Here is a 24,931-nt window from a genome sequence, read left to right as displayed (position 1 = left end):
TCGGCGTGCGTGCGGAGCCCGGCCGACGCCTGGTTGCGGGGGTTGCGGGGGCACCGAGTCGGGGGTTACGGGGTGTCTGGTTCTTGGGTGTACGCAGTGCCGTCTATCCAGGGGAACACGAGATAGTTATAGACACTGGCTATCACGAAGGCAATGATGCCCAGGAACGCTCCTTGCATGGGGATAACGGGAAGGATCATGAGGGCTAACCAGTCGGGGAAGAGGGGGATGAGCCGTCGGACAGTGGTCCGGTATTCCCCGTATCGATTGATATAGGCGGCACTCACGTCATGTCGGTACGGATGAATAGCGATGAAAAGGAGCCCAGCTCCTGCGAGAACGATGAGCAGTATGACTTTCAGGAGCGGCGCGATGGCGAGTCCCATGACGCCCACAGCACCGCCGAGGAGAAGTGACGCAATAGTTCGTACCAGATTCGGAGTCGAAACCGTAGTGATGTACTCGGATTCAGTTAGCTCAGGGTCAGATAGTTCGCGGTTGGTGTCGCGGTGAGTGTTGTCGTTAGTCATATGTTTCAGAGTAGTTGTTTAGTGATCAGTGGCGGCCAGTGCGCTGAGGTCTAGGGGGTAACCAGGCGGTTTCTTTGTGCGTTGGTCCGTGTAGGAGTTCGTGCGTTGACGCTCTAGACTTTTTATATCGAACATGTGTACGATAACTCCACGAGTTTTCCATTTTTATGTCCGGATGTACAGGTACAACTGTTCATAGCTCCTTGAGTTCGAAGGGGTCATGAATATGAAGTATAGCCAACGCTCAGTGAAGAAGAAGGTGGACGATAGTGGCTTATTTTAATGAGTACGTAGGTTCTAACAATCGCATATCGTCCGCTCTGCGAGCTATGTGGATAGGATGGTTGCCTCTCCTTGTATCATCCCGTGATCTCATGTATGAGCAGCTAAACAACCATTTTTATCCTGGCCTATGTGTGAGGGCTGATCAAAGATGACGCAGATGGGAGCTCGTGCAGTAACTACGGACCTTACTGCACTTTCGAATGATGAAAAGGTGGAAATCTTGCGCTCGCGCATGGCTCATCTGGTGTCGGTACCAGATTATCCTCACGGCAAAGAATCTGATTCTTTGCCACATTCTGGTGAACGACGTTCACATCCTAAGGAAAAAGAATCGTTCGAACGTTCGATTCTCCAGGTCCTCCCTCTGCATGGGCCATTGGGGGAGCTGACATCATTGGGTGGTCTTCCTCGCGGCGCGGCAACCTCGATTGCGGATTGCCCAACTGTGCTGGTGCACATCATTGCTCAAGTGACCGCTGCGGGAAAACACGTTGCCGTTATCGGATTAAGCGACCTTTTATGGGCCGCGGTCTCAGATGCGGGCGGTGATTTATCGTTAATCGCAGTGATCGATTGTCCTGACGCTACTGGCGATGCGGATATCAGTGCGCCCGATCCTCTTAGTGTGTTGGGGGTGCTGTGCGAAGGGATGGATCTCGTCGTTTATTGCGGTCAAAGGCAAGCGGATGTGCCGCCATCAATGGCGCGGCCGGTCATGAGCCGGGTGCGCTCGTCTCGGTGCGCCCTTCTTGTGTGCGGTGTCCGGTGGCCTGGTGTTTCTTTGCATATCGACGCCACCGTGAGCGCTCTTCGCGGTTTAGGCCGTGGACGCGGGCGCATTCGCGGCATGAGCGTGGATATGTGCGTGGAGGATCGGCATCGACCTCCTCAGCGAGGGCAATGGCATATGGGCGTGGGATCTTTCGCCCAGCCGATACGCCACCATCGCCCGACGCAGCTTCACCATTGGCGTAAGAGTGTGAAAGCTCTTGATCTAAACGCAGTGGAGGCCACAGGATGACATCGGGTAACTCTATTAGCGCAGATCAGTGTCCAGATGATCCTCATTGTGATCAGTCAAGTGTGTCCGTGAATGAACGAACAATAGTCCTCTGGGTTCCAGATTTTCCTCTATATGCTGCGCGCAGTGACAACGACATTCCAGATGGGCCGCTGGCCTTGGTGGACCAGCATGGTGTGTATGTGTGTGATCGCCAGGCGCGGCATGTAGGAGTCCGACGTGGCATGAAGCGTAGGCAGGCTCAGTCGTTATGCCCGGCGATGCACATCATGCCCGCCGATGAAGACCGTGATGCCAGATATTTTGAAGACTTTGTTGCAGACGTAGATTCCGTTTCTGCTGGTATCGAGCTTTTGCGTCCCGGGCTCATTGCTGTGAAGTCTGCACCGCTGGTGAAATATTATGGCTCAGAAGAACGTGCGATCACCATGGTTCTTGATGCAGTCGCTCGACCGGGAGTGGACGTTATTGCAGGAGCTGCAGGAACATTACCTACTGCTGTGTTTGCTGCTCGTCGGGGAATGACTATTCCGGAGGGACACGATGCAGATTTCTTGGCCAGGTTACCTGTACGGACACTGTGTGAGGACAGAGCATTAGGTCAGCCACAAGAACTGGTGGACACTGTAGAGAAAATGGGTATAACGCGCATGGGGGACTGGGCTGCCTTATCGCGACGAGATGTCTCCTCTCGTTTTGGCACCGAGGGCTTGTGGTGGTGGTCTATTGCCCGTGGCGCTCCATCACGGCGGCTAGCTCCCCAAGAAAACAACGGTGATCTTGCTGTTACGCATCATTGTGATTCACCTGAGTTCCGCTCCGATACGGTGGCGTTTATTGGTCGTCGTTTAGCGGCAGATCTTCATGATCAACTGTCAGATAGAGGGCAAATATGTTTGCGTGTTGCTATACGGGCACTTATCCGCACCCCTGAGGGGGATCATGAATTGGAACGAGTGTGGCGGTGCACTGACCAGCTCACAGAACATGCGATTGCTCAGCGAGTGCGGTGGCAACTGGAAGGGTGGCTTCACCGCTTTGTATCACATGCTGCTGCCACAGCCGGGGAATCTGAAGATGGATCGGCGGGTGCGCCCCATAGCTCCGGGGCGCCCAATAACATCGAGGTCGACACAACCCCAGTTGGCGTGGGAGTATGCGAACTCACCCTTGACCCCATCGAAACGACAAGCAGTTCCATGCGTGGTTTATGGGGTGCCAAGGAAGACCATGCTGCTCATGCCGCATTGGCTCGGGTGCAGACAATGCTGGGACCAGACAGAGTATGCACTCCCGTGCTAAAAGGCGGGCGTGGCCCTGAGGACCGCATTGCTCTTATTCCCGTAGGGGAATCAGCCCCTGATCTCCCGAGCAGTACGTATTCGTGGCCAGGCCAATTTCCAGCTCCTATCCCAGTCACCAAACGCGTTGAACGTGGGCCTAGTGCTGCACATCCTGCGAGTGGAGTCTCTCTTCTCGACGAAGACGGCCATGACATTATCGTGACAGGACGCTCACTGCTCAGTGCTCAGCCAGCTTGTGTGGCATGGGGAACTCAGCGCTATGACATCACAGGATGGTCCGGACCGTGGCCCGTTGACGAGCAATGGTGGGCACAAGGACGTCGCTTCGCACGACTACAAGTGACAACAAACCAACCCAGCGGGTTGCTACTCATCTGCCGGGGAAAGAAATGGCGAATTGAAGGCGTATATCGGTGAACCGCGCAGCACGGGGGTACCCTCATGCTCTATGACCACCAAGGAAGGGTACATGGAGGAAAAAGCCACGCAAGAAAGAGCAGTAGAACGCACACGTTCAGCCCATCAGGGTGATGAGGCCCATCAGGGTGACGAGGCCCATCAGGGTGACGAGGCCTGGAAATCTATGCGATGCTCAGATTTTGGCCACGAAGCCCTCCCCGGCACAGCCAAACCCATGACACTTTTCTTGGCGGTCGAATATCTCAAAGGGTGGGGCCGAGACATTATGGATGACGATGTCTTGGGAGATCTCACCGCGCCTCTCAAAAAAGTCCTTAAAGACAATGGCGCATCAATGCAGTTCATCCGAAAACCCGGTAAAGCTGGGCAATTCCGCGACGAAAGAAAACTCTACATAGCCAGAACAGACCAAGGAACCTGCTTTACTACACGCATTTCCGGCGTCGAAGACCTCCTCCACCTTGACATCCAAGCGCTCGCCGACGGCACATGGGGAACAAGCGAACTGCCCGCCCGTCCCGTTGACCGCGTCAACCATCCGATCATGCTTGTCTGCACACATGGGAAAAGAGACCGCTGCTGCGCAATTAAAGGACGGCCCCTCGCAGCGGGGATGCAAACGTGCTTCTCCGGGGATGAAGTGTGGGAGACATCGCACTCCAAAGGACATCGCTTTGCGGCCACCATGATCTTGCTTCCTTGGGGATACTCGTACGGGCGAATCCCCACAAGTCAGGCCATCGACGCTGTGAAAACCAGTGCACAAGGACACATGTACCTCACAGGTTTGCGTGGTCGTGGCTGCTGGGATGTGCCAGGACAGACTGCCGAAATCGCCGTCGCGCAACAACTCGGAGCGCACACAGTTCCCGTCGGCAGCCTCGTCGTCAGAACAACGACAGATCAAGAACACCAAAGAGCAGAAGAAAAAATAGCGGCCGACACTCATGATCGCCTGGCCGGAGCAGCACAGAGAAACGCCACCCCGAACGACTGGCGTTCACAAACAGCGTGGCGAACCGTCGAAACATCCCGCGGAGACACGTGGGTTGTTCAACTGGAACAAGTGTCCGCTGGGAAGGTCATGGCCTCGTGCGGCAAACCCCCGAAAGACGGAAAACCTGGGTGGCACAACATGTCACCCAGGTCTAGATCCTCTCGCTAAGTGATTTCGCGCCGACCGCCGTCATGACCAGCGGTACCGGCACCGCCGTGGTCAACGGCCCTACCAGCGCTATCGGCGCATGACCAGCCGTGCAAGCGTGTTACCAATCAGCTGGGCGAATTGCACCAGCACGATGATGATCACCGTCGCCACCAAAGTGACATTCCAGTCGAAAGCGCGGTAACCATAAGTGATAGCGAAGTCACCCAAACCGCCACCGCCGATGTAGCCAGCCATCGCGGACATATCGACAATCGCAATAAAGATGAACGTGTAACCCAAGATCAACGGGCCCAAAGCCTCGCGGATCACCACACTCCACAAAATCTTCAGAGGAGACGCCCCCATCGCCCGAGCAGCTTCAACAACGCCAGGATCAACACTCACAAGGTTCTGCTCCACAATGCGGGCCACCGCAAATGTCGCAGCAATCACCATGACGAATGTTGCCGCCTCCGTGCCAATCGTTGTTCCCATCACCGCCTTCGTCAGAGGGCCGGCCGCCGCAATCAAAATAATGAACGGTATCGGGCGGATAATGTTCACCAAAATATTCAGCGTCCAATACAAGGGCTTATTGGCCAACACGCCAGACGACCTCGACGCATACAGCAACACGCCAATAATCAGGCCGAACAGGCCACCCAGGAGGATCGTCCACCCCACCATCCACAGCGTCGTCCAAAACGCTGTGATCATTGTGGGCTTGAGATTGCTCCAGTCCGTCGTTCCCGACGCCAGAACAAGATCGCGCGCCACGGTGCTGTGAGCCACGGTGTTGTGAATTGATGCGCCCACGCCAGCCAGGGCGTCGGCAGTATGTAACGCTATGCTGACCACTAGTTGATCTCCTCACACTCGGTTAATTCGGCAAGATGGGCAACAACAGCCTTGACGCCGTCCTCTGGCCCGGTCAGCTTCACAGTGAGCCGTCCAAACGAATGCTCCTGGATATTATTCACAGCTCCATGCACAAAGCCGACGGTCACATTGCGCTCAGTAGCCAGGGCAAACGCCGAGCTCAGATCTCGAGCATCGTCGACACGAACCGTGATCAGTCGCTCACCCGGATTATCAGCAACCTCCGTGAGCAGAGAATCTCGCTCACGGCCCTCGGGAGTATCACGAAGAGCAGTCGCGACGAATCGCTTGGTCACTTCCTTACGAGGGTGAGAGAAAATTTCGTGGACTGGCCCATATTCGACGATCTTGCCCTTTTCCATAACGGCAACGCGGTCAGCAATAGAACGGACAACTTCCATTTCGTGAGTGATCACAACAATGGTGATACCGAGCTCCCGGTTCACCTTATGTAGCAAATCCAGAACATCTTGAGTTGTTTCCGGGTCGAGAGCCGACGTTGCCTCGTCGGCAAGAAGAAGTGAAGGGTCGGTTGCCAGTGAACGCGCAATGCCCACACGCTGCTTCTGCCCGCCTGATAGCTGGTCAGGGTAGTTTTTGCCCTTATCGCCCAATCCGACGAAGTCGAGCAATTCCTTCACGCGCTTGGAGCGCTGAGAGCGCGGCACCTTGGCCAGGGCTAAAGGGTAGGCCACATTCGCAGCGGCCGTGCGGGAGTTCATCAGGTTGAATTGCTGGAAGATCATGCCGATGTTCTTCCGCAGGCCACGGAGTTTCCGCTCCGGCAAGTCGGTGATCGTGGTGCTGCCCAGCGTGACCGAGCCCGAAGTGGGCCGATCCAAACCGTTAATCATGCGAACCAGCGTGGATTTACCCGCGCCGGAATACCCGATAACGCCAAGAATCTCACCCGGTTCGACGGTGAGAGAAATGCCGTTGAGTGCGTGAGTATCCCGTTTACCCTGCTTGAACGTCTTGGTGACATCGCGGAACTCCACGCGGGTGCCATGATCCGTCGGGCGGTCATCAAAAGTGAGTGCGGAGCTGCCGGAAGCCGGTTGGCCGGAAGTCGGCTGGGTGGAAGTTGACTGGGCGGAATTCTCCGTTGGAATTGATGCCATTAGGATTCCTCCCGTGTTTTCTTTTCCGTGTCTTTCAAAATGTCCTCTAGTTGGTTAGCGGGGAGATCGACAGATACGGACGTACCCTTTGTGTCCTCCGCATTGGCCTTTTGTACGGCGTCGCTGTGCCAGACTTTCACCAATTTCTTGATGTTTTCGTCATTCTTCTTTTCAGGCCGAGTGGCGAGAACATTGATATATGGCTTTGCATTATCGGCTTTGGGATCATCAGCGGCTAATGCCGTTTTTGGGTCAATTCCCGCACGAAGAAGGTATGTGTTATTCACGACGGCGGGCGTCCCTTCACCCCATGCTGTAGCCGTTTGAGCAGCGTCGACAGGGGTTACACTGACCTTCGATTGCGCTTGATCGATATCCGCTGGGGTGGGGTTCAAAAGACCAGTTTTCTTCAGCGTTACCAAATGCTGTGCCTCGAGAAGGTTAATAGCTCGGCCTTGGTTAGTGCTGTCATTGGGGATAGCGATCGATGCTCCGTCTTTAAGATCATTAACGTCGGTATGGCCCTTATAGAACAAAGCAAGCGGAACAATTTCAGTCGATCCGACGGGAACAAGATCCGAATTCGATTCGACGTTATACGACGCCAAGAATTTAATGTGCTGGAATAAATTCACATCCAGCACCCCTTCACTCAGCGCAGTATTCGGGGTGTTGTAATCCGAGAAATCTTGGACATCCAAGTGAACGCCTTCCTTCTCAGCTTCTTGACGGAAAACTGTCCATGCCGTTTTCGACGAATCCGTCGTACCAATGGTCACGGTGTTAGATCCGCCTCCGCTTTCTCCCGGCGGATGGCATGCGGTGACGCCGGTTAGCGTGAGCCCGGATGCCAGGATGAGGGCGCTGAGACGCCGTAATGATGTGACCATGACCGTTGTGTCCCTTCATTCATATGGTTGTCGTGATGATGCGTAATTGTTAGTGCGAGTCTCGAAAACGCTGCGCCCTACCAGGAGTTCACAGCGGTGAGGCCAGACAAGGTTGGCCATGCTCGCACGGTGGAGATGAGCTCATGTGAACCGATACCCCAACGGCCAAAATCATAGACCAAGCTGTCTAATTGTCGAGACTCATTCTGCCTCCTTATGAAGAGATATAAAAATTTGGTTCTAACAGGCGAGGTAACAAGCCATGTTGCGACGGATTTACGACGAAATTACGACCGGATAGTTATGGGGTGTAGAAGAGGTAGGGGGTGAGGGGTGAAGAGTGGGCAGTGAGGGAAAATGGGGCGCCACCAGGCAGTGCCTTAGTTGTGGCAAATAGCACTAGCGATAATCGAACATGCGTACTAATCTATCGCTATGGATTGGGTGACGGCTCGAGGTTCAATGAATGGCAGGCCACTGTCGTGGTCGCGGCTGGAGCGTATTTTATCAGGAATAGATACGGAGCCGATTGCTTCCTCGGTTACCTCATCAAATAGCACGTTACCAGGAGTTTCTCCAGCTCTGTCGGATATGACGTCAATAGCGTCTCCTCAGGGCGAGGGGTCCCATGCTGTAGTTAATCAACGCGACCATATTCCTTTCGCTGAACTGCACGCATGTTCGGCATACTCATTTCTTCGTGGCGCGTCATCGCCCGCAGAGATGGTGGATTCAGCTGCGGAATTAGGTTTAGAAGCACTCGCATTGGTGGACCGCGACGGGGTATATGGGGCTGTTCAGTTCGCGGAAGCTGCCGCCGATTCCGGAATCGCTACCATCTTCGGCGCCGAGCTGACATTGACGCCGCCTGCTGTGTCGTCGTCGGCGTCACACTCGTCCGCTCCCTCGTCGCAAGGCCCGGTCTCCTCACCTCAGGCTATGCCGTCGAACAACGAAAGAATTCTAACGGTGCTGTGCCGAGGTGCGGAGGGCTATCGACGCCTATCGCGTGTGATTTCCGAAGCCCACATGTGTACGGGCGAGAAGAATAAAGTGTGCTATCCGACTATTGAAGAACTGGCCCGGCGCGGGGGTGACCACTGGATTATCCTGGCGGATTATTCATGGACACCCCACCTTGATGAGCTAGTGAAGTATTTTCCTCGGGTTGTTGTGGAGCTGGACCGGCTACTCACGCCCGATGATGCCGACCGGCATGAAGAACAATTGGAGGCTGCTGAGCAGCTAGGTTTAGCGGCGGTGTATTCCTCCGCAGCCACTGCGGCGCGGCCCAAAAGTGGCCGCCTAGCAGGGGCGAAAACAGCGCTGAGGTATCGGAAAGATGTCGACGATGCAGAGCCGTACACGCATCCCATCGGCGGAACATACCTGCGCAGTGGGGCGGAAATGTTCGACGCCGACTATCCGGAGCTCACGACGAACACGCTTGCCGTGGCTCATGAATGTGCCTTTACGCTGACCACCATTGCGCCGGAGCTTCCCGATTGGCCAGTTCCGGAAGGATATACCGAAATCACCTGGCTAGAGCACATGGTGGAGGAGCGCGGTGCTGTACGTTACGGCTCACGGGAGGATAACCCCACAGCGTGGGCGCAAATTGATCACGAGCTCAACGTGATTGGGAGCTTGAATTTTCCGGGATACTTCCTCATCGTGACAGACTTGGTCGACTTTTGTCGCCGGGCCAATATCCTTGCGCAGGGGAGAGGCTCGTCTGCTAATTCGGCGGTATGCTTTTCCCTCGGAATTACCAACGTCGATCCCGTTGCCGCCGATCTCCTCTTCGAACGCTTCCTCAGCCCGGAAAGAGAAGGGCCCCCGGATATTGACCTGGACATTGAGTCGGGCCGTCGGGAAGAAGTTATCCAATATTGCTATACCAAGTACGGCAGAGAAAATGCTGCTCAGGTAGCTAATGTTATTACGTACCGACGCCGAGGGGCTCTTCGCGATGCAGCTCGCGCCTTAGGGTATTCACCCGGCCGCATCGACGCATGGGTGCGTGGCCTGGACGACGCCCCCAACGATGTTGCCACCCTTGCCGATCAGCTCCACGGACAACCCCGCCACCTGGGCATACATTCAGGCGGAATGGTGATCTGTGACCGCCCGATAGCCGATGTCGTGCCCGTTGAATGGGCACGAATGGAAAACCGCTCCATCATCCAGTGGGACAAAGACGATGCAGCCAGCGGAGGTCTCGTCAAATTCGACCTCCTCGGGCTCGGCATGCTGGAAGCCCTACATCACGCCATCGACCAAGTCCACGACCATCGCGGACGAACAGTGAACCTGTGGCAACTAGGGCTTGACGACCCCGACGTGTACGCCATGCTCGCCCGCGCCGACGCTGTGGGCGTATTCCAAGTGGAATCCCGCGCCCAAATGTCCGCCCTTCCCCGTCTAAAGCCACGCGAGTTCTACGACCTCGTCGTCCAAGTTGCCCTCATTCGCCCAGGCCCCATACAAGGCGGCTCAGTCCACCCCTACATTCGACGTCGAAATGGTGAAGAAGAAGTCATCTATGACCACCCCTGCCTCAAGGATGCACTAGCAAAAACACTGGGTGTCCCGCTGTTCCAGGAACAAGTGATGCGGGTCGCTGTCGATGCCGCAGGATTTACCCCCGTTGAGGCTGATGCCCTGCGGCGTGCCATGGGGTCGAAACGCTCCGCCAAAAAAATGGAGCAGCTCCATGAACGCTTCGCCCGCGGCTGCCGAGACAAGCACGGCATGGATGAGGCCACCATCACCACACTATGGAAGAAGATTATTGCCTTCGCCGCCTACGGATTCCCCGAGTCCCACGCGCAATCCTTCGCGTCGATCGTCTACTTCTCCGCATGGTTCAAGCGCTACTACCCGGCGGAATTCTGCGTCGCCCTCCTCCGGTCTCAGCCCATGGGGTTTTACTCCCCACAGTCACTTATTGCCGACGCCCGACGCCACGGCGTTGACATCCTCCCCATCGACGTCAACCACTCCGATGTGGAGGCCACTACCATCGACAATCCTGACCTGGAGCCCGGCGCACCCAACAGCCTGAGATTGGGGCTCGGCGCTGTGAAAGGCCTTGGCACCCGTGGGGCGAAAGCTGTTGTTCAGGCACGCCACGATGGCGGCCCCTTTACACGCATTGCGGATCTGTCGCGCCGGGCGGGCATCAGTGTGTCCCAAGTGGAGGCGCTTGCTACCGCAGGTGCGCTTCGCAGCATGGGGATCGACCGGCGTGAAGGCTTGTGGGCTGCAGGAATTGCGGCCCATGAACGGCCTGGCATGCTCCCCGGGATGAGTGAGATTTCCATACCGTCGCTACCGGGGATGAGCGCGTTTGAACTCGCCGCGGCGGACATAGCGTCGACGGGCATCACAGCCGATATTCACCCCGTCGAACTACTGCGAAAACACCTGGACACTGCGGGGATCGTATCCACTAGCCAGTTGGCGTCGTGCGAAGACTCCACCCGGGTGACTGTCGCGGGGACAGTTACACACCGTCAGCGGCCTGGTACAGAAGGAGGCGTCGTTTTCCTCGGTCTGGAAGATGAAACAGGTCTCGCGAATATCACAGTGTCCCCCGGGTGCTGGACGCGCTACAGAACGGTCGCCCAAACATCGCGCATGGTCGCTATACGGGGAATCGTCCACAACGCAGCCGGTGCCGTTGCCGTGGTGGCAGACCGTATCGACTCTCTCGACACCACACTGGGAGGAGCCGCCCTTGCCGGACCATCACGTGATTTCCGGTGACGCCCACGTCAACGCCCACCTACATGCCCTGGTAGCCAAGCTGGCGCCACGCTTCATAGGCACCCACCGCCGCCGCGTTGGATAAATTCATCGAGCGGCGCCCAGGAAGCATAGGGATCCGCACACGGCTCGTAATCCGAGGATCAGCCAACGCCTCAGCGCTCAGGCCGGTTGGCTCGCAACCGAAAAGGAGCACATCGCCCCACTGATAGGAAACAGTGTCCACGCGCACGGATGTATGCGAGGTAAACGCGTACACCCTCGGCCCATCCGCCATCCCCGCGCCCAACGTCGCCAAACACTCGTCCAAGCTGGGGTGAATAGTCACGTCCACCAAATCGTGATAGTCCAACCCGGCGCGTCGTAAATTCTTTTCCTCCAAGTTGAACCCCAACGGTTCGCACAAATGTAGATGCGCCCCCACACCTGCACACATTCGAATCGCATTGCCTGTGTTCGGGGGTATCACCGGCTGGTCAAACACGACATGCAGAGGAGGGTTGGGGTTACGGATCGTGTCCTCACCCAGTGCGCGCGCTATCCCATGGGCCCGATCATGTACTGAACCCCGATCATGCACCGATCTCACGTCATCTCCACTCATCATGGATTACCGTACTCATCCTCACTCAGCCTCAGTCATCCCCGACCCACTGATTTCTGCTGCCACTGCGAGCAACTCGTTAACGTGCGCATTGCCGCTTAGCTAGCCGTAGCACCACCGTCGATAGACAAACTAGAGCCGGTAATCAGGCGCGCATAGTCGGAGCACAACCAAATGATTTGCGCAGCAACCTCATCCACCGTGGCCATTTCTTTGATCGAATTACGGTTCAGCAGTACTTTCTCTACTACTTCATCTTCCGGGAGCCAATGCAGCGCAGCCTGCTGCCGTATCTGCTTCTGAACCTGCGCAGTCCTCGTAAAACCGGGGTTCACACAGTTCGCCGTCACACCATGAGGTCCACCCTCAATTGCCGTGACCTTCGTCAGCCCCTCCAGGCCATGCATCGCGGAAGTGTAGGCCACGCGTCCTTCCGATCCACGGAGTCCATGCACGCTACACACATTCACAATGCGCCCCCACTCTTCCTCATACATATGGGGAAGTGCCGCCCGAGTCAGCAAAAATGGGGCCGTCAACATGGTGTCAATAATTCGATCCCAGTCTGCTGGCTCGTAGTCCTCAATATGGGCAATCACCTGCGAACCTGCACAGTTGACCAAAATATCGCAGTCGAGTGTCATCTCTGCCAGTAGTTCGTGATCGCGCAAATCCACGTCCCACACTTCTGCGGAACCACCGAGTTCATGGATGTCGTCCACCGTTCCGTCGGTATCCTGACCAATTAAATCAGCGACGATGACGTGCGCTCCTGACGCCGCCAAAGCCCGCGCCGCGGCCGCACCGATCCCGCCTGCACCCCCCGTGACGACGGCTGTGCGTCCACTCAAATCGACAGAAATAAAACCGCGTGGTTCCGTTTCGACGACACTCTGGCCGGCGTTCGATTTCACATTCAACGATGATGCAGTGACGCTCTGGTCCTGCCGCGCGCCCGTGGTGTCGGTGGTATTCGCGGTAGCCTCGGCGCGGTCGAAGTGTGATTCTTGGGTCTCGTTTGCCGAGGTAGAGCCGCTAACTGAGTCTTCCGAGCCCTCGGGACGAGGTGAAGGTGATTTTTTCCGAATCATGATGATGTGTCTCCCGCGTGGTGGTGTTGGTTAATGATGATGCGCGCTGTAGCGCGATCGTTATGTTGGGCTACTTTAGCCAGCACCGGGAAACCCCGCAGCCGCCGTTGGGGTGAGCTTCGGCGGTGACGTCACCGATCGTGCACTTTTTTGGCTTCATATCGCTATGTTCGCTCCCGGCGTACGCACATCTGAGCGTCCGTCGAAAATGCGCCTGACCTGCATAAAAAGAGGCGCGATGGTAGGTGTAAAGTCGCGTTTTCGACAATTTCGGGCCAGTAATCTCCGCTAAGGGGAAGTCCATGTCCGGCCTAGCCGTTACAGTGGTGTGAAACCACAAACTGCTGGTGTGTCTGGAATCCAGTTCGGTGAGCATTCACCGTGCTGGAAGAAAAGCTCATCGGCCGGACAATACTTATTTTTCAAGCGAAGGACAGTACATGTTTGAGAGGTTTACCGACCGCGCCCGTCGTGTGGTTGTGTTAGCTCAGGAAGAAGCTAGGGCATTAAATCACAATTACATCGGTACAGAGCACATTCTGCTCGGCCTCATCCGTGAGGGTGAGGGCGTCGCTGCGAAAGCTCTCGAGTCGATGGGAATTTCCCGCGAAGCTGTCCGCAGCGAAGTAGAAGACATCATTGGCAAGGGGGCACAGCCGCCCAGTGGCTATATCCCCTTTACCCCGCGCGCGAAGAAAGTGTTGGAGCTTTCCCTGCGGGAGGCACTGCAGTTAGGCCACAAGTACATCGGTACCGAGCACATTCTGCTCGGCCTCATCCGTGAGGGTGAGGGCGTCGCTGCTCAGGTGCTTGTCAAATTAGGGGCAGATCTACCGCGCGTTCGTCAGCAAGTTATCCAGCTGTTGTCGGGCTACGAAGGCCAGGGCGACGAGTCCCAGGAGCCGGGAACTAGCGAGCCCGCTGGCGCTGGCGTGGGTTCGGCCACGTTAGGGCGTTCCTCCAGTAACGAGTCTGGGCGCAAGTCCAACTCGCTGGTCCTTGATCAGTTCGGCCGGAATCTCACGCAGGCTGCGAAGGACGGCAAGCTCGATCCGGTCGTTGGCCGTGAAAAAGAGATCGAGCGCATTATGCAGGTGCTCAGCCGCCGGACCAAGAACAACCCGGTCCTGATCGGGGAGCCTGGCGTTGGTAAAACCGCCGTCGTCGAGGGGCTTGCTCTGGACATCGTCAATGGCAAAGTTCCGGAGATTTTGAAGGACAAGCAATTGTATTCCCTGGATATGGGATCGCTCGTTGCTGGTTCTCGTTACCGTGGTGACTTTGAAGAGCGCCTGAAGAAGGTTCTGAAGGAAATTAACCAGCGTGGCGACATCATCCTCTTCATCGATGAGATCCACACCATTGTTGGTGCGGGTGCGGCCGAAGGCGCCATTGACGCTGCGTCGTTGTTGAAGCCGAAGCTCGCTCGTGGTGAGCTCCAGACCATTGGTGCCACGACGCTGGATGAGTACCGGAAGCACATCGAAAAAGATGCCGCCCTGGAGCGTCGTTTCCAGCCTGTTCAGGTTCCGGAACCATCTGTCGAACTGTCGGTGGAGATTTTGAAGGGCCTGCGCCCGAAGTATGAGGCACACCATCATGTGTCGATTACCGACGCTGCTCTCGTTGCAGCTGCATCGTTGTCTGATCGCTACATCAACGATCGCTTCTTGCCGGACAAGGCCGTCGACCTTATCGACGAAGCTGGTGCGCGCATGCGTATCAAGCGGATGACAGTGCCGGAGTCCCTCCGCAAGGTCGACGAGAAAATCGCGACGATTCGTAAGCAAAAAGAAGCGGCTATTGACGATCAAGATTTCGAAAAAGCCGCTGGCTTGCGTGATCAGGAGCGGAAACTCGGCGAAGAGCGCGAGGAGAAAGAACGCCAGTGGCGTTCGGGTGAGCTGGAAGACGTTGCCGAAGTCGGTGAAGAGCAGATCGCGGAGGTTCTGGCTAACTGGACCGGCATCCCCGTGTTCAAACTCACCGAGGAAGAATCCGACCGGTTGCTGCACATGGAGGAAGAGCTCCACAAGCGCATCATCGGCCAGGAAGACGCAGTCAAGTCCGTCTCCCGCGCTATCCGACGCACCCGTGCGGGCCTGAAGGACCCACGTCGCCCGTCCGGATCGTTCATCTTCGCCGGCCCGTCAGGCGTCGGAAAGACCGAGCTGTCGAAGGCGTTGGCTGAATTCCTCTTCGGCGAAGACGATGCTCTCATCCAGATCGACATGTCCGAGTTCCACGACAAGTTCACCGCGTCGCGCCTCTTCGGTGCCCCTCCGGGGTATGTCGGCTATGAAGAGGGCGGCCAGCTGACCGAAAAGGTTCGCCGCAAGCCATTCTCTGTGGTGCTCTTCGATGAGATTGAGAAGGCCAATAACGAGATCTACAACACCCTATTGCAGGTCTTGGAAGACGGCCGCCTCACCGACGGGCAAGGTCGTGTGGTCGATTTCAAGAACACCGTCCTGATCTTCACCTCGAACCTGGGCACCGGCGACATCTCTAAAGCTGTTGGAATGGGCTTCTCTGGAGTCGGCGAGACTGACGAAGAGGGCCGCTACGAGCGGATGAAGTCGAAAGTCAACGACGAACTCAAGAAGCATTTCCGCCCCGAGTTCCTCAACCGTATCGACGACATCGTGGTGTTCCACCAGCTCACCCAGGATCAGATCATTCAGATGGTCGACCTGTTGGTGAACCGTGTGGGCATCGCCCTACGCGCCAAGGACATGGATATCGAGCTCACCGACAAGGCCAAGCGGCTGTTGGCTAAGCGCGGATTTGATCCCGTCTTGGGTGCCCGGCCACTGCGCCGTACCATCCAGCGCGAAATTGAGGATCAGCTCTCGGAGAAGATCCTCTACGGCGAAGTTGCCGCCGGTGAACTGGTCACCGTGGATGTTGAGAACTGGGACGGCGAAGGCAAGGGCGACGACGCCAAGTTCACGTTCTCCACGTCGACAAAGCCAGGTGCCGTAATGGGCGAGGGCGAGTCCAGCCTGGAGGAGCACAAGGACGATGCTGATGACTCCTCCGACGAGGCTGATCAGATCGTGCCGATGGAGTACTCCTCCAACGCTTCATCGGGCAGTGGTCCCGACGGCGGTACCTCAGGCTCAGGATCCGGCGCCGCCCAGCCCGAATCTGAATAGGTAGGGGTTCGGCCCGATATAGGGGTCCGGCCCGGATCCTGCCGGGCCAGGGCTATCGGGGGAGTCCTAGCTTTCCTTCAGTATCCACAACGAGCCCGTCAGCCAGGAGTGAGTGAAGAGCTCGGTGGAGCTGCTCCTCGTCCTTCGATGCGTGAGCAATCGCGTCCCGAGGAACGGGGCCAGTCGCGTCGCGTAAAACCTTCATGATGGCCCCGCGTACCTGGCGGTCGGTACCTTCAAACTTCTGAACGCGACGGGCTACGGCGGACCTCTCCGATTCAGTCGGCTCAGGGCAGCCCGCCAGACGCCACGCACACGTGCGGACGAGGGGGCACTGCTCGCAGCGCGCTACTCGTGACGTGCAGACGAGTGCCCCGAGCTCCATGATTGACGCTGAGAATACCGCAGAGCGTTCCACATCCGTCAGCTGCTCATCGCTCAGATGCCCAAGCCCAACACCGGGCACGTCGAAAAGAGTCCCAGCCTCTACGGGGACCTCGGGTATCCCGGCCTCCTCACGAATGCGCTGCACAATAGCGCCCACCGAGGAGCTAGCCTGTTTCTCCGATACCGGCATTAGCGCCCGCATATCATCCAAGTCCGCACGCCGCGCTGGGCCCTGTAAGTACTTCCCGTTGACGGCACGTGCAATTACGCGCCGAATATTCGTATCCACCACAGGAACAGCCCAGCCGTACGCGAAACAGGCCACTGCTCGTGCGGTGTACTCACCAATACCGGGCAAATCGAGCAGTTCAGCCACCGTGGCGGGCACTACGCCCGAATATCTATCGACGATCGTCTGCGCACACTCATGGAGACGTAGAGCGCGTCGAGGATAGCCGAGGCGCCCCCATGCGCGGAGGACGTCATCACGTCCGGCCCGGGCGAAATCGGCTGGTGTGGGCCAACGGTCCATCCATTCACGCCAAGCAGGTTCGACGCGGGAGACCGGTGTTTGCTGGCTCATAACCTCGCTCAGGAGGACCCCCCATGCGGAGCACTCGGGTTCACGCCAGGGAAGATGGCGTCCTGCCAGGATAAACCAGTCGTTAAGTTCGTCGACAAGAAAAGGTTCTGAACGGCCAGTAGACATTGCGAATGATTGTAGTGCCACGGTGGCGGTGGTGCTGCGGGCGGGCATGAGGCCACGGCTAGGTGTGAGGGGGTGGGGGTTAGTGCGGTTATGGTGAGGTGGCCATGCAGATATACACCATGTGATCACACAAACTGAGTACGGTTGTTTAGTGACGCCCCTGGTTACATTGCTTGGTGGTGACCCCGCGTGTGCCCCTTGATGAGGTGCGCCGGTGATGAGCAGAGGTAGAGCTACCTATGACGAGTAGTGGCAACTAGTATGTGGACTTTTCATCCGGAGGATTCTCATGACGACATCAGCACGCGGCTCGAACCCGCAGGCCACCCCTAGTATGAACGCGGATCCTAGTAGGCCTGTGGATGACCGTACCCCACAGACTGTGTTACAGCAGTTGTTGGATGGTAATGACCGCTTCGTGCAGGGGAAGGCGCTGCGTCCTCACCAGGATCGTGACCGGCTGTCCAGTCTGACCCAGGGGCAGGCTCCGAAGGCTGTGGTTTTGGCTTGTTCGGACTCCCGCGTCCCCGTTGAACTGCTCTTTGACCAGGGATTTGGCGATGTCTTCGTGATCCGCACGGCCGGCGAGATCGTCGATATGTCTGTGCTGGCTTCACTGGAATTCGCCGTAGAAGGTCTTGGGGTCTCTCTGGTTGTGGTGCTGGGGCATGAGAGTTGTGGTGCAGTCAAAGCCGCGTCGGAGGCCATGACCCAGGGTGCCGTTCCGGAATCATTCCAGCGCGTGCTGGTGGAGAAAGTTGCTCCATCAGTCATGGTTGCTCGCTCTGAGGGGCACACCACTACCGATGACTACGAAAAGCAGCATGTGCGGTCCATTGTTGATCACGTGGTCGGTCGCAGCCCCGAAATTACAGCCAAGCTTAACGACGGCTCCGTCGGCGTTGTCGGCTTACGGTATTTACTGAAAAACGGCCAAGTAGAGGCGGTGACCGCACGCGGGGTTGCGATGCCGTGACGTATAGCGAGCCAGGTGCGCATCTCCACTCGTTGGCGAACTCTCAGCCTCCCCGTGGGGTGACACGCCGTCTCGTTTCCGGCAGGGCAACGCGAGTTCCCGTTAATCTAGTCACGTGAGCGCTCAAGGTAACTACAACGGTCTTCCACATCCACCCGAGATCTATCGTCGACGGAGAATTGCTGCCGTCGTCATCGTGGTGGTTGTCATCGCGTTGTTGTGGTGGATCATTTCGGCCTTGAGTGGAGGCGGGGACTCGTCGTCAACCGCGGCGGAATCCAGCGTTACTACCACCACACAGTCGACGAAGCCGACGACGTCATCGCGTTCCTCGGAACGCCCACGCTCGTCGTCGGAGTCGGACAGCCCTGAAGAGTCGGAATCGGAAGCTCCCGACGCTTCAGAAGAGCCTTCCGTGGCACCCGACGCAAAAGACACGTGTGATGTTAATGACCTGCAAATAGAGGCGCGCACGGACGCGGACTCGTATGATGCAGGGCAAATGCCGCGCTTCTACTTAATTGCTCATAATCCTACGAAGGGGTCTTGCCACGCGGATCTGGCGAAGGCTCCAATGAAGTTCGAGGTCTACAACCTTGAGACCAATGAGCGCGTGTGGTCTGATGTGGACTGCAACAATCCGGCAGCGACGGGCGCGTTAGATATCGGCCCGGGCCAGACGAAGAATTATATGCTGAGCTGGTCTCGGACGACGTCCGCGCCGGGGGAGTGCTCGGATCGCGTCGCGGTGCCAAGTGGTTCGTACTACCTGCACACCTTGATTGGCGATCAGCACTCAGAACCGACGACGTTTAACTTGACGTAGTGCACAGTACCTGGCTGGTCGCCCGAGCCGTGTGAGGGCCATCTACACGGGATAGTGGCAGAGTGGCATTAGAAAACCCCGGAGATTCCTCCGGGGTATCAGTTTACAGGACTGCACTTCAGCTCTTAGTCAGCTACTAATTTTTAAATTCGTCCTTCAGGACGCCTTCGTTGTCGCGGGTGGTTTGACCGGCTTCGGGAACTGACGCGGCGACGGGAGCTTTCAAGGACACTTCACCGTTATCCAGGGTGAAGGTGACGTTGACGGCGGTTCCGGGGGTGGGACTGCCGTCAAAGGAGGTGTGAACGTAGCTGACGCAGTTGATGCGTGATTCGCCATTGGGGCTCGCGGTGGCGCTCTCTGACGCAGAGCTGTTAGTTTTCACATCGTTGGCGCCCATGGCCTCGATGGCTTTTTCGTTATTGCCAACGATTTGGCACTGTGGCTTCAAATCCTTGTTGCCATCGACCTTAACCTCTTGACCATCGACGCTAATACGCTGGAGCTGGCGCTCAGTGTTGGTGGGGTCGATGTTAGAAAGGGCAAAGGCGACGGCTCCGCCGTGGTCATCTGTTTTTGGTTGGACGGTTACATCACGCAGCGTGATGTTGTTGTTCTCAGCATTGGCTGCTGACCCGTCGACGGCGGGGACTTGGTTAGCGGTTTGGGAGATTTGGCCTGCGCCGCATGCACTGAGAGCCAGTGCGGAACCGGCCGCAACAATGGCGATGCCGGAACGTAGGGAAGCCGACTTCAACGACATTTTGTCCTCCATAGGAAGCTGTGGGGCAGCCACGTATTCGTCTTATTTTGCGTCAGGGTTTTCTGTTAAGCGCACAGAATTTAAGTATTACATTAACGCGACGTGTCTGTTTCCACATAGTCTTGGGACGTTTGTCGTGGCTAATCAGGGGGTAGTGCTATGATAGATGTGCTGAAACGTCAATTTTTCACACCGGTTTACCTGTCCGCACGCGGTGGGCGTGCGCGGCGGAGCTGAAGGGACTCATGGAATTCAACATTGGGGATACCGTCGTTTACCCGCATCATGGTGCTGCCGTCATTGAAAAGAAAGAACAGCGCCAGATTAAAGGTGAGACTGTCGATTATTTGGTCCTGAAGGTTCACCAGGGGGACTTAACGGTCCGTGTTCCGGAAAAGAACGCGGAGTCTGTCGGCGTTCGCGATGTTGTCGGTGAAGAGGGTCTTCTCAAGGTTTTCAGTGTTCTTCGCGAAACCGATGTTGAAGAGGCAGGTAACTGGTCTCGTCGGTACAAGGCGAACCAAGAGCGCTTGGCTTCGGGCGATGTGAACAAGGTCGCAGAGGTTGTCCGTGACCTGTGGCGCCGTGACCAAGACCGCGGCCTATCTGCTGGTGAGAAGCGCATGTTGGCGAAGGCTCGCCAGGTGCTGGTGGGGGAGCTCGCCCTAGCCGACGGCACTGACGACGCCAAAGCCGATGCGATGTACCAGGAGGCCCAGGAGGCTATTGCTCGGCATCGCGCCAAGTTGTTGGGGGAGGACGAGGATTCGACGAAGAAGCCGGGCCCCTCGGAGGATTCCGACATTATTGACTTAGACGAGGACGTCGAGGATTAGTTTTTCGCTAGGTCACGCTGTGAACCGATAAGCTGGGGGCGTGACTTTACGTATTTTCGATTCCGCGTCCCGTCAGTTACGTGATTTTGTTCCCCTCCGCGAGGGACACGCGTCGGTGTATTTGTGTGGTGCGACAGTGCAGTCGGCGCCACATATTGGCCACCTGCGTTCGGGCGTGGCTTTCGATATTTTGCGTAATTGGCTGACCTACATGGGCTTTGACGTGGCGTTTATCCGGAATGTCACTGACATTGATGACAAGATTTTGAACAAGGCCGCGGAACACAATCGCCCCTGGTGGGAGTGGGCTGCGACGTATGAGCGTGAGTTCCAGTGGGCGTACGACCAGTTGGGTGTGACACCACCGTCGTTGGAGCCTCATGCGACGGGGCATGTTACTGAAATGATCGAGTACATGCAGCGGATTATTGACGCCGGCCATGGTTACGCTGTGGACGGAAACGTGTATTTGAGCCCGATGTCGTTGCCTGATTATGGTTCCCTGTCCGGCCAGAAGCTCGACGAGATGGACCAGGGAGAATCCGCGGGAACGGGTAAGCGCGATCCGCGTGACTTCACGTTGTGGAAGGCTGCGAAGCCGGGTGAGCCGAGCTGGGATACTCCGTGGGGCCGTGGTCGTCCGGGGTGGCACTTGGAGTGCACGACGATGGCGACGAAGTATTTGGGCGCGGAGTTTGATATCCACGCCGGCGGTCTGGATTTGAAGTTCCCGCACCATGAGAATGAGATCGCTCAGGCCCATGCTGCGGGTGATGGATTTGCCCGCTATTGGATGCATAACGGCTGGGTGACCATGGCTGGTGAGAAGATGTCGAAGTCTCTGGGCAATGTGTTGTCCGTGCCGAATCTGCTTCGGATCGTCCGCCCCGTTGAGCTGCGTTATTATCTAGGGTCTGCGCATTATCGCTCCATGTTGGAGTTTTCAGAGGACGCTCTCCGTGAGGCAGCCGCCGGGTATCGGCGTCTGGAGAAGTTCGTTCACGCGGCGTCGAATGTGGCGGCGAAGAATGGCCGTGCGTTGGGCCGTTCCGAGGTCACGGACTCGTTCACCGACGCGATGAATGATGACATCGGTGTTCCGGCTGCGTTGGCCGAGGTACACAATGTTGTTCGTTCGGCCAATTCGCGCTTGGATGCGGCTCGTCGGGGCGATGATGCTGCCGTCGAGAGCGTGGTATCTGCAGGTGAGCAGGTTCGCGCCATGCTTGCTGTGCTGGGCGTCGATCCGCTGGACGAGAAGTGGCAGGAGATTGCTGCGGAGTCCGGTGCGGAACATGACGCGTTGGATACCCTGGTTCGCGCGGAATTGGATATCCGTGCGAAAGCTCGCGCTGAGAAAGACTGGGCGACGGCTGATGCGGTCCGCGATCGGTTGGCGGCTGCGGGCATCGTTGTGACGGATACTCCCGCTGGGGCCGAATGGGAGCTGTCGGATCAGTAGGTTCAGTGGGCGGGCTGGATGAGGGGCGCGCGACAATCGCGCACCAAGCACGTTGGGCACTGGGAAATAAGGAGGATTAATGGCGGGTCATGCGCGGAACCGAGGCGCTATTCGTAAATCGAATAAGAAGGGTGCGACGAAGGGGTCTGGGGGTCAACGGCGGCGCGGCTTGCGCGGTAAAGGGCCGACGCCGAAGGCCGAAGACCGCGTGTACCACAAGGCGCATAAGCGGAAGGTTGAGCAGCAGCGGAAGGCATCTGGGCGTCATGACCGGCGCAATTTGCATGGTTCGGAGCTTGTTGTTGGCCGCAACCCGGTGGTGGAGTGCCTGCGGGCGAAGGTTCCTGCAACGGCTTTATACGTTGCAGAGGGCACTGATAATGACGACCGTCTGACCGAGGCGGTGCGCGTCGCTGGTGACCGTGCGATCACTGTGTTGGAGGTCCCGCGTGTTGAGCTGGATCGGATGACCGGAAACGGCATGCATCAGGGTCTCGGGTTGCTCGTTCCGGAATACCAGTATGTCGATGTTCAGGATCTGATTGATCGTGCCCATGCGTCATCGTCGCCGGGGTTGATTGTGTGCTTGGATAACATCACGGATCCGAGGAATTTGGGTGCCGTGATCCGCTCAGTGGCTGCTTTTGGCGGTCACGGTGTTGTCATCCCGGAGCGCCGTAGCGCGTCGGTGACGGCGGTTGCGTGGCGGACGTCGGCGGGCACGGCTGCTCGCCTCCCTGTCGCGAAGGCAACGAACATGACCCGCGCGCTCAAGCAGTTCCAAAAAGAGGGCTATCAGGTCGTCGGTTTAGACGCTGGTGGGGACCATACTTTGGATACCTATGACGGAACGACGCCTGTTGTGGTGGTTGTTGGGTCCGAGGGCAAGGGACTGTCTCGTTTGGTCTCCGAGACGTGCGACACGGTGATGTCTATCCCGATGGCGGACAATGTCGAGTCACTCAACGCGTCCGTCGCGGCTGGTGTGGTGCTCAGCGAGTTTGCGCGGCAGCGTCGTGCGGTGAAGTCGCGGAGCTGACCTCTCGAGGGTTAACGTCGTGGGAGCTGACGTCATGATGTGAAGCCCTGGGCGTGGTGTCGCGTGGCATGGTCTCCGAGCCGACGATGATGCGCTGTGTTCGCCAACCAATGAGTCGGCATATCAGGTAGATTGCGAACGAAATCGTCGTGACGAACACGCTGACGGGGAGTCCCGGGGCCAAGGAGAGAATGAGCCCTCCCACCGCGGATACCTCGGCGAAGATCGTCGATAAGAGGACTGCTTTCCGTGGTGATGCTGTCACGTGAACAGCTGCCGCGCCGGGGGTGATGAGGAGGGACACGACGAGGAGCGCGCCGACGATCTGCACTCCTTGTGCGGCGACGAGCCCGACGAGTGCGGCGAACACGATGCTAATTGTGCGCAGGGGGATACCGCTGGCTGCGGCGACGTCGGGGTCGACGGAAGCAAAGAGGAGCGGGCGCCACAGTAAACCGAGTGTCGCTATGACGATGATGGTGATGGCGATGAGTGTGCCGACAGCTGCGCCGGACACGCCCACGATTTGGCCGGTGAGCAGAGAGAATGCGTTGCTCGCTTTGCCGGGGTAGATGTAGATGAAGAGGACGGAAAGTCCCATCCCGAAGGAGAGAATAACGCCGACGGTGCTGTCGGTATCACGCATTCCCAGTAGCGCCAGGGCGATGGCTGCGACGATGGAGCCGACGACTGCGCCGGCGCCGACGTTGCTTCCAGCGAGTAGCGCGGCTGACGCACCCATCAGCGCGAGCTCCGATGTGCCGTGCACGGTGAATGACATGCGTCGCATCACGATGAGCGGTGCGATGAGTCCGGAGATGATCCCGAGTAGCGCGGCGGCCAGCAGTGCGTGGTGGACGAAGGAGTAGTGCAGGAGTTCGGTGGTATCACTCCACCAGGTGTCCCAGGTAATCGTGGTAGTGGGCATAAGGTGGTGTGTTCTCCTAAACGATGACGAGTCTGCCGTTGACGTGAACAACGTCGACATGGGTGCCGTACAGCTCGCTGAGGACGTCAGTCGTGATGACGTCGTTAATCGTGCCGACAGTGTGGCCATTCGGCGCTAGGTATAGCACGCGATCGGTGACGTCGATCACGGGGTTGATCGTATGCGTGACGAAAACGACGGCCGTGTTGTAGTCGTGTCGTTGTGCGTCGATAGTCCGGATAGCTTGCTTTTGTGCGGCATAATCCAGGCTGAGCAGGGGTTCGTCGCACAGGAGGATATCGGGGTGCGTTGCGATCGCGCTAGCTTGACGGATCAGCTGCTGTTGGCCGCCGGAGAGGTGCCCGATGCGCCTATTGGCCAGGTGCGCTGCGTCGACAGTGGTGAGTGCCTCGTCTATTTGTGCTGCGGGAAGCCGCCGACGACGGAAGATACCGTGCCCACCGGATAGACCGACAATGTCCCGCGCGCGCAGTGGCAGTGTGGGGCTAAACATGCGCTGCTGGGGTATAAATCCGGTGGTCCCATTGACATGGACATGCCCGGATGTCAGTTTGCGTGTCCCGGTGAGGGCACCAAGGAGCGTGGATTTTCCTACTCCATTGGGTCCGAGGACGGTGAGCCATTCGCCTGGGCTCAGTGTGAGGGACAGGTCAGTCCAGAGCGGTTCGATACCCGCTGTGCTGAGTTCGATAACGGGGCCGGTGGTGCGGTTAGCGGGTTCGGTGGGACGGTGGGTGGTGCGCGGGTTGTTCACGCGGTGGTT

The 24,931-nt window shown here is 57.5% G+C and carries 20 protein-coding genes; 10 read left to right on the top strand and 10 right to left on the bottom strand.

Annotated elements, in window-relative coordinates; all coding sequences use genetic code 11:
• Window positions 1-65: 65 nt before the first annotated feature.
• Complete coding sequence (locus tag I6J23_RS01950) at window positions 66-530, bottom strand: hypothetical protein (RefSeq protein WP_204582318.1); 465 nt, start codon at window positions 528-530, stop codon at window positions 66-68.
• 433 nt (window positions 531-963) lie between these two features.
• Here I6J23_RS01950 and I6J23_RS01945 point away from each other — a divergent pair, with 433 nt between their 5' ends.
• From I6J23_RS01945 to I6J23_RS01935, 3 genes are all read left to right on the top strand, one after another.
• Complete coding sequence (locus I6J23_RS01945) at window positions 964-1,836, top strand: hypothetical protein (RefSeq protein WP_204582317.1); 873 nt, start codon at window positions 964-966, stop codon at window positions 1,834-1,836.
• Between the two features lie 68 nt (window positions 1,837-1,904).
• The gene (locus I6J23_RS01940) at window positions 1,905-3,557 is read left to right on the top strand and encodes a Y-family DNA polymerase (protein ID WP_204582316.1); all 1,653 of its coding nucleotides are present in this window, start codon (window positions 1,905-1,907) and stop codon (window positions 3,555-3,557) included.
• Window positions 3,558-3,588: 31 nt separating this feature from the next.
• The gene (locus I6J23_RS01935) at window positions 3,589-4,725 is read left to right on the top strand and encodes a sucrase ferredoxin (RefSeq protein ID WP_204582315.1); all 1,137 of its coding nucleotides are present in this window, start codon (window positions 3,589-3,591) and stop codon (window positions 4,723-4,725) included.
• Between the two features lie 69 nt (window positions 4,726-4,794).
• On the opposite strand, the gene I6J23_RS01930 is transcribed toward I6J23_RS01935, so the two are convergent.
• From I6J23_RS01930 to I6J23_RS01920, 3 genes are read right to left on the bottom strand one after another with little or no spacing between them, the layout of a single operon-like run.
• Window positions 4,795-5,565 carry a methionine ABC transporter permease gene (locus tag I6J23_RS01930; protein ID WP_412523847.1) on the bottom strand — a complete coding sequence of 257 codons (771 nt, stop codon included), beginning with the start codon at window positions 5,563-5,565 and terminating at the stop codon, window positions 4,795-4,797.
• A complete protein-coding gene (locus I6J23_RS01925; protein ID WP_204582314.1) occupies window positions 5,565-6,707 on the bottom strand; it encodes a methionine ABC transporter ATP-binding protein in 1,143 nt (380 codons plus the stop codon). The genes I6J23_RS01930 and I6J23_RS01925 overlap by 1 nt, the downstream gene beginning before the upstream one ends.
• On the bottom strand, window positions 6,707-7,597 hold the full coding sequence (locus I6J23_RS01920) for a MetQ/NlpA family ABC transporter substrate-binding protein (RefSeq protein WP_204582313.1): 891 nt from the start codon (window positions 7,595-7,597) through the stop codon (window positions 6,707-6,709). Before I6J23_RS01920 ends, I6J23_RS01925 begins: the two co-directional genes overlap by 1 nt.
• Window positions 7,598-8,032: 435 nt before the next feature.
• On the opposite strand from I6J23_RS01920, the gene I6J23_RS01915 reads away from it, so the two are divergent.
• Window positions 8,033-11,368, top strand: coding sequence for an error-prone DNA polymerase (locus I6J23_RS01915; RefSeq protein WP_204582312.1), 3,336 nt, complete (start codon window positions 8,033-8,035; stop codon window positions 11,366-11,368).
• 19 nt (window positions 11,369-11,387) lie between these two features.
• On the opposite strand, the gene I6J23_RS01910 is transcribed toward I6J23_RS01915, so the two are convergent.
• Both I6J23_RS01910 and I6J23_RS01905 read right to left on the bottom strand, forming a co-directional pair.
• A complete protein-coding gene (locus I6J23_RS01910) occupies window positions 11,388-11,975 on the bottom strand; it encodes a tRNA (cytidine(34)-2'-O)-methyltransferase (RefSeq protein ID WP_239454948.1) in 588 nt (195 codons plus the stop codon).
• 95 nt (window positions 11,976-12,070) lie between these two features.
• A complete protein-coding gene (locus I6J23_RS01905) occupies window positions 12,071-12,823 on the bottom strand; it encodes an SDR family NAD(P)-dependent oxidoreductase (protein WP_231725427.1) in 753 nt (250 codons plus the stop codon).
• Window positions 12,824-13,503: 680 nt separating this feature from the next.
• Here I6J23_RS01905 and I6J23_RS01900 point away from each other — a divergent pair.
• Window positions 13,504-16,221 (top strand): ATP-dependent Clp protease ATP-binding subunit, encoded by a 2,718-nt coding sequence (locus I6J23_RS01900; protein ID WP_204582310.1) that lies wholly within the window; start codon window positions 13,504-13,506, stop codon window positions 16,219-16,221.
• A gap of 52 nt (window positions 16,222-16,273) precedes the next feature.
• Here the strand turns inward: I6J23_RS01900 and I6J23_RS01895 are convergent, their stop codons facing one another.
• On the bottom strand, window positions 16,274-17,317 hold the full coding sequence (locus I6J23_RS01895) for an A/G-specific adenine glycosylase (protein ID WP_204582309.1): 1,044 nt from the start codon (window positions 17,315-17,317) through the stop codon (window positions 16,274-16,276).
• 289 nt (window positions 17,318-17,606) lie between these two features.
• Here I6J23_RS01895 and I6J23_RS01890 point away from each other — a divergent pair, with 289 nt between their 5' ends.
• Window positions 17,607-18,293, top strand: coding sequence for a carbonic anhydrase (locus I6J23_RS01890; protein ID WP_204582308.1), 687 nt, complete (start codon window positions 17,607-17,609; stop codon window positions 18,291-18,293).
• A gap of 115 nt (window positions 18,294-18,408) precedes the next feature.
• Entirely contained in the window at window positions 18,409-19,119 is a 711-nt protein-coding gene (locus tag I6J23_RS01885; RefSeq protein ID WP_204582307.1) for a hypothetical protein, read from the top strand.
• Between the two features lie 136 nt (window positions 19,120-19,255).
• On the opposite strand, the gene I6J23_RS01880 is transcribed toward I6J23_RS01885, so the two are convergent.
• Window positions 19,256-19,915: a hypothetical protein gene (locus tag I6J23_RS01880; RefSeq protein ID WP_204582306.1), complete on the bottom strand. Its 660-nt coding sequence runs from the start codon at window positions 19,913-19,915 to the stop codon at window positions 19,256-19,258.
• A 212-nt stretch (window positions 19,916-20,127) separates the two neighbouring features.
• On the opposite strand from I6J23_RS01880, the gene I6J23_RS01875 reads away from it, so the two are divergent.
• From I6J23_RS01875 to rlmB, 3 genes are all read left to right on the top strand, one after another.
• Window positions 20,128-20,718, top strand: coding sequence for a CarD family transcriptional regulator (locus I6J23_RS01875; protein ID WP_204582305.1), 591 nt, complete (start codon window positions 20,128-20,130; stop codon window positions 20,716-20,718).
• A 40-nt stretch (window positions 20,719-20,758) separates the two neighbouring features.
• On the top strand, window positions 20,759-22,180 hold the full coding sequence (gene cysS / locus I6J23_RS01870) for a cysteine--tRNA ligase (protein WP_204582304.1): 1,422 nt from the start codon (window positions 20,759-20,761) through the stop codon (window positions 22,178-22,180).
• Window positions 22,181-22,259: 79 nt separating this feature from the next.
• Entirely contained in the window at window positions 22,260-23,219 is a 960-nt protein-coding gene (gene rlmB, locus I6J23_RS01865) for a 23S rRNA (guanosine(2251)-2'-O)-methyltransferase RlmB (RefSeq protein ID WP_204582303.1), read from the top strand.
• On the opposite strand, the gene I6J23_RS01860 is transcribed toward rlmB, so the two are convergent.
• Complete coding sequence (locus I6J23_RS01860; RefSeq protein ID WP_204582302.1) at window positions 23,173-24,147, bottom strand: metal ABC transporter permease; 975 nt, start codon at window positions 24,145-24,147, stop codon at window positions 23,173-23,175. The two genes, rlmB and I6J23_RS01860, sit on opposite strands and share 47 nt — an antisense overlap.
• A 16-nt stretch (window positions 24,148-24,163) precedes the next feature.
• Window positions 24,164-24,922, bottom strand: coding sequence for a metal ABC transporter ATP-binding protein (locus I6J23_RS01855; RefSeq protein WP_204582301.1), 759 nt, complete (start codon window positions 24,920-24,922; stop codon window positions 24,164-24,166).
• Between the last annotated feature and the right edge of the window lie 9 nt (window positions 24,923-24,931).

It is taken from the genome of Corynebacterium kroppenstedtii (assembly GCF_016894245.1).
Taxonomy (GTDB): Bacteria; Actinomycetota; Actinomycetes; order Mycobacteriales; family Mycobacteriaceae; genus Corynebacterium.
The sequence above is the reverse complement of the archived record's forward strand: the minus strand, read 5'-3'. Positions and strand labels throughout refer to the sequence as shown.

What these genes read in the sequence shown, in the direction of transcription:
- I6J23_RS01875 (WP_204582305.1), top strand. Translation starts at nt 20,128, where the DNA reads ATGGAATTCAACATTGGGGATACCGTCGTTTACCCGCATCATGGTGCT.
- I6J23_RS01925 (WP_204582314.1), bottom strand. Translation starts at nt 6,707, where the DNA reads ATGGCATCAATTCCAACGGAGAATTCCGCCCAGTCAACTTCCACCCAG.
- I6J23_RS01890 (WP_204582308.1), top strand. Translation starts at nt 17,607, where the DNA reads ATGACGACATCAGCACGCGGCTCGAACCCGCAGGCCACCCCTAGTATG.
- I6J23_RS01935 (WP_204582315.1), top strand. Translation starts at nt 3,589, where the DNA reads ATGACCACCAAGGAAGGGTACATGGAGGAAAAAGCCACGCAAGAAAGA.
- I6J23_RS01950 (WP_204582318.1), bottom strand. Translation starts at nt 530, where the DNA reads ATGACTAACGACAACACTCACCGCGACACCAACCGCGAACTATCTGAC.
- I6J23_RS01910 (WP_239454948.1), bottom strand. Translation starts at nt 11,975, where the DNA reads ATGATGAGTGGAGATGACGTGAGATCGGTGCATGATCGGGGTTCAGTA.
- I6J23_RS01895 (WP_204582309.1), bottom strand. Translation starts at nt 17,317, where the DNA reads ATGTCTACTGGCCGTTCAGAACCTTTTCTTGTCGACGAACTTAACGAC.
- I6J23_RS01860 (WP_204582302.1), bottom strand. Translation starts at nt 24,147, where the DNA reads ATGCCCACTACCACGATTACCTGGGACACCTGGTGGAGTGATACCACC.
- I6J23_RS01915 (WP_204582312.1), top strand. Translation starts at nt 8,033, where the DNA reads ATGGATTGGGTGACGGCTCGAGGTTCAATGAATGGCAGGCCACTGTCG.
- I6J23_RS01900 (WP_204582310.1), top strand. Translation starts at nt 13,504, where the DNA reads ATGTTTGAGAGGTTTACCGACCGCGCCCGTCGTGTGGTTGTGTTAGCT.
- rlmB (WP_204582303.1), top strand. Translation starts at nt 22,260, where the DNA reads ATGGCGGGTCATGCGCGGAACCGAGGCGCTATTCGTAAATCGAATAAG.
- I6J23_RS01920 (WP_204582313.1), bottom strand. Translation starts at nt 7,597, where the DNA reads ATGGTCACATCATTACGGCGTCTCAGCGCCCTCATCCTGGCATCCGGG.
- I6J23_RS01945 (WP_204582317.1), top strand. Translation starts at nt 964, where the DNA reads ATGACGCAGATGGGAGCTCGTGCAGTAACTACGGACCTTACTGCACTT.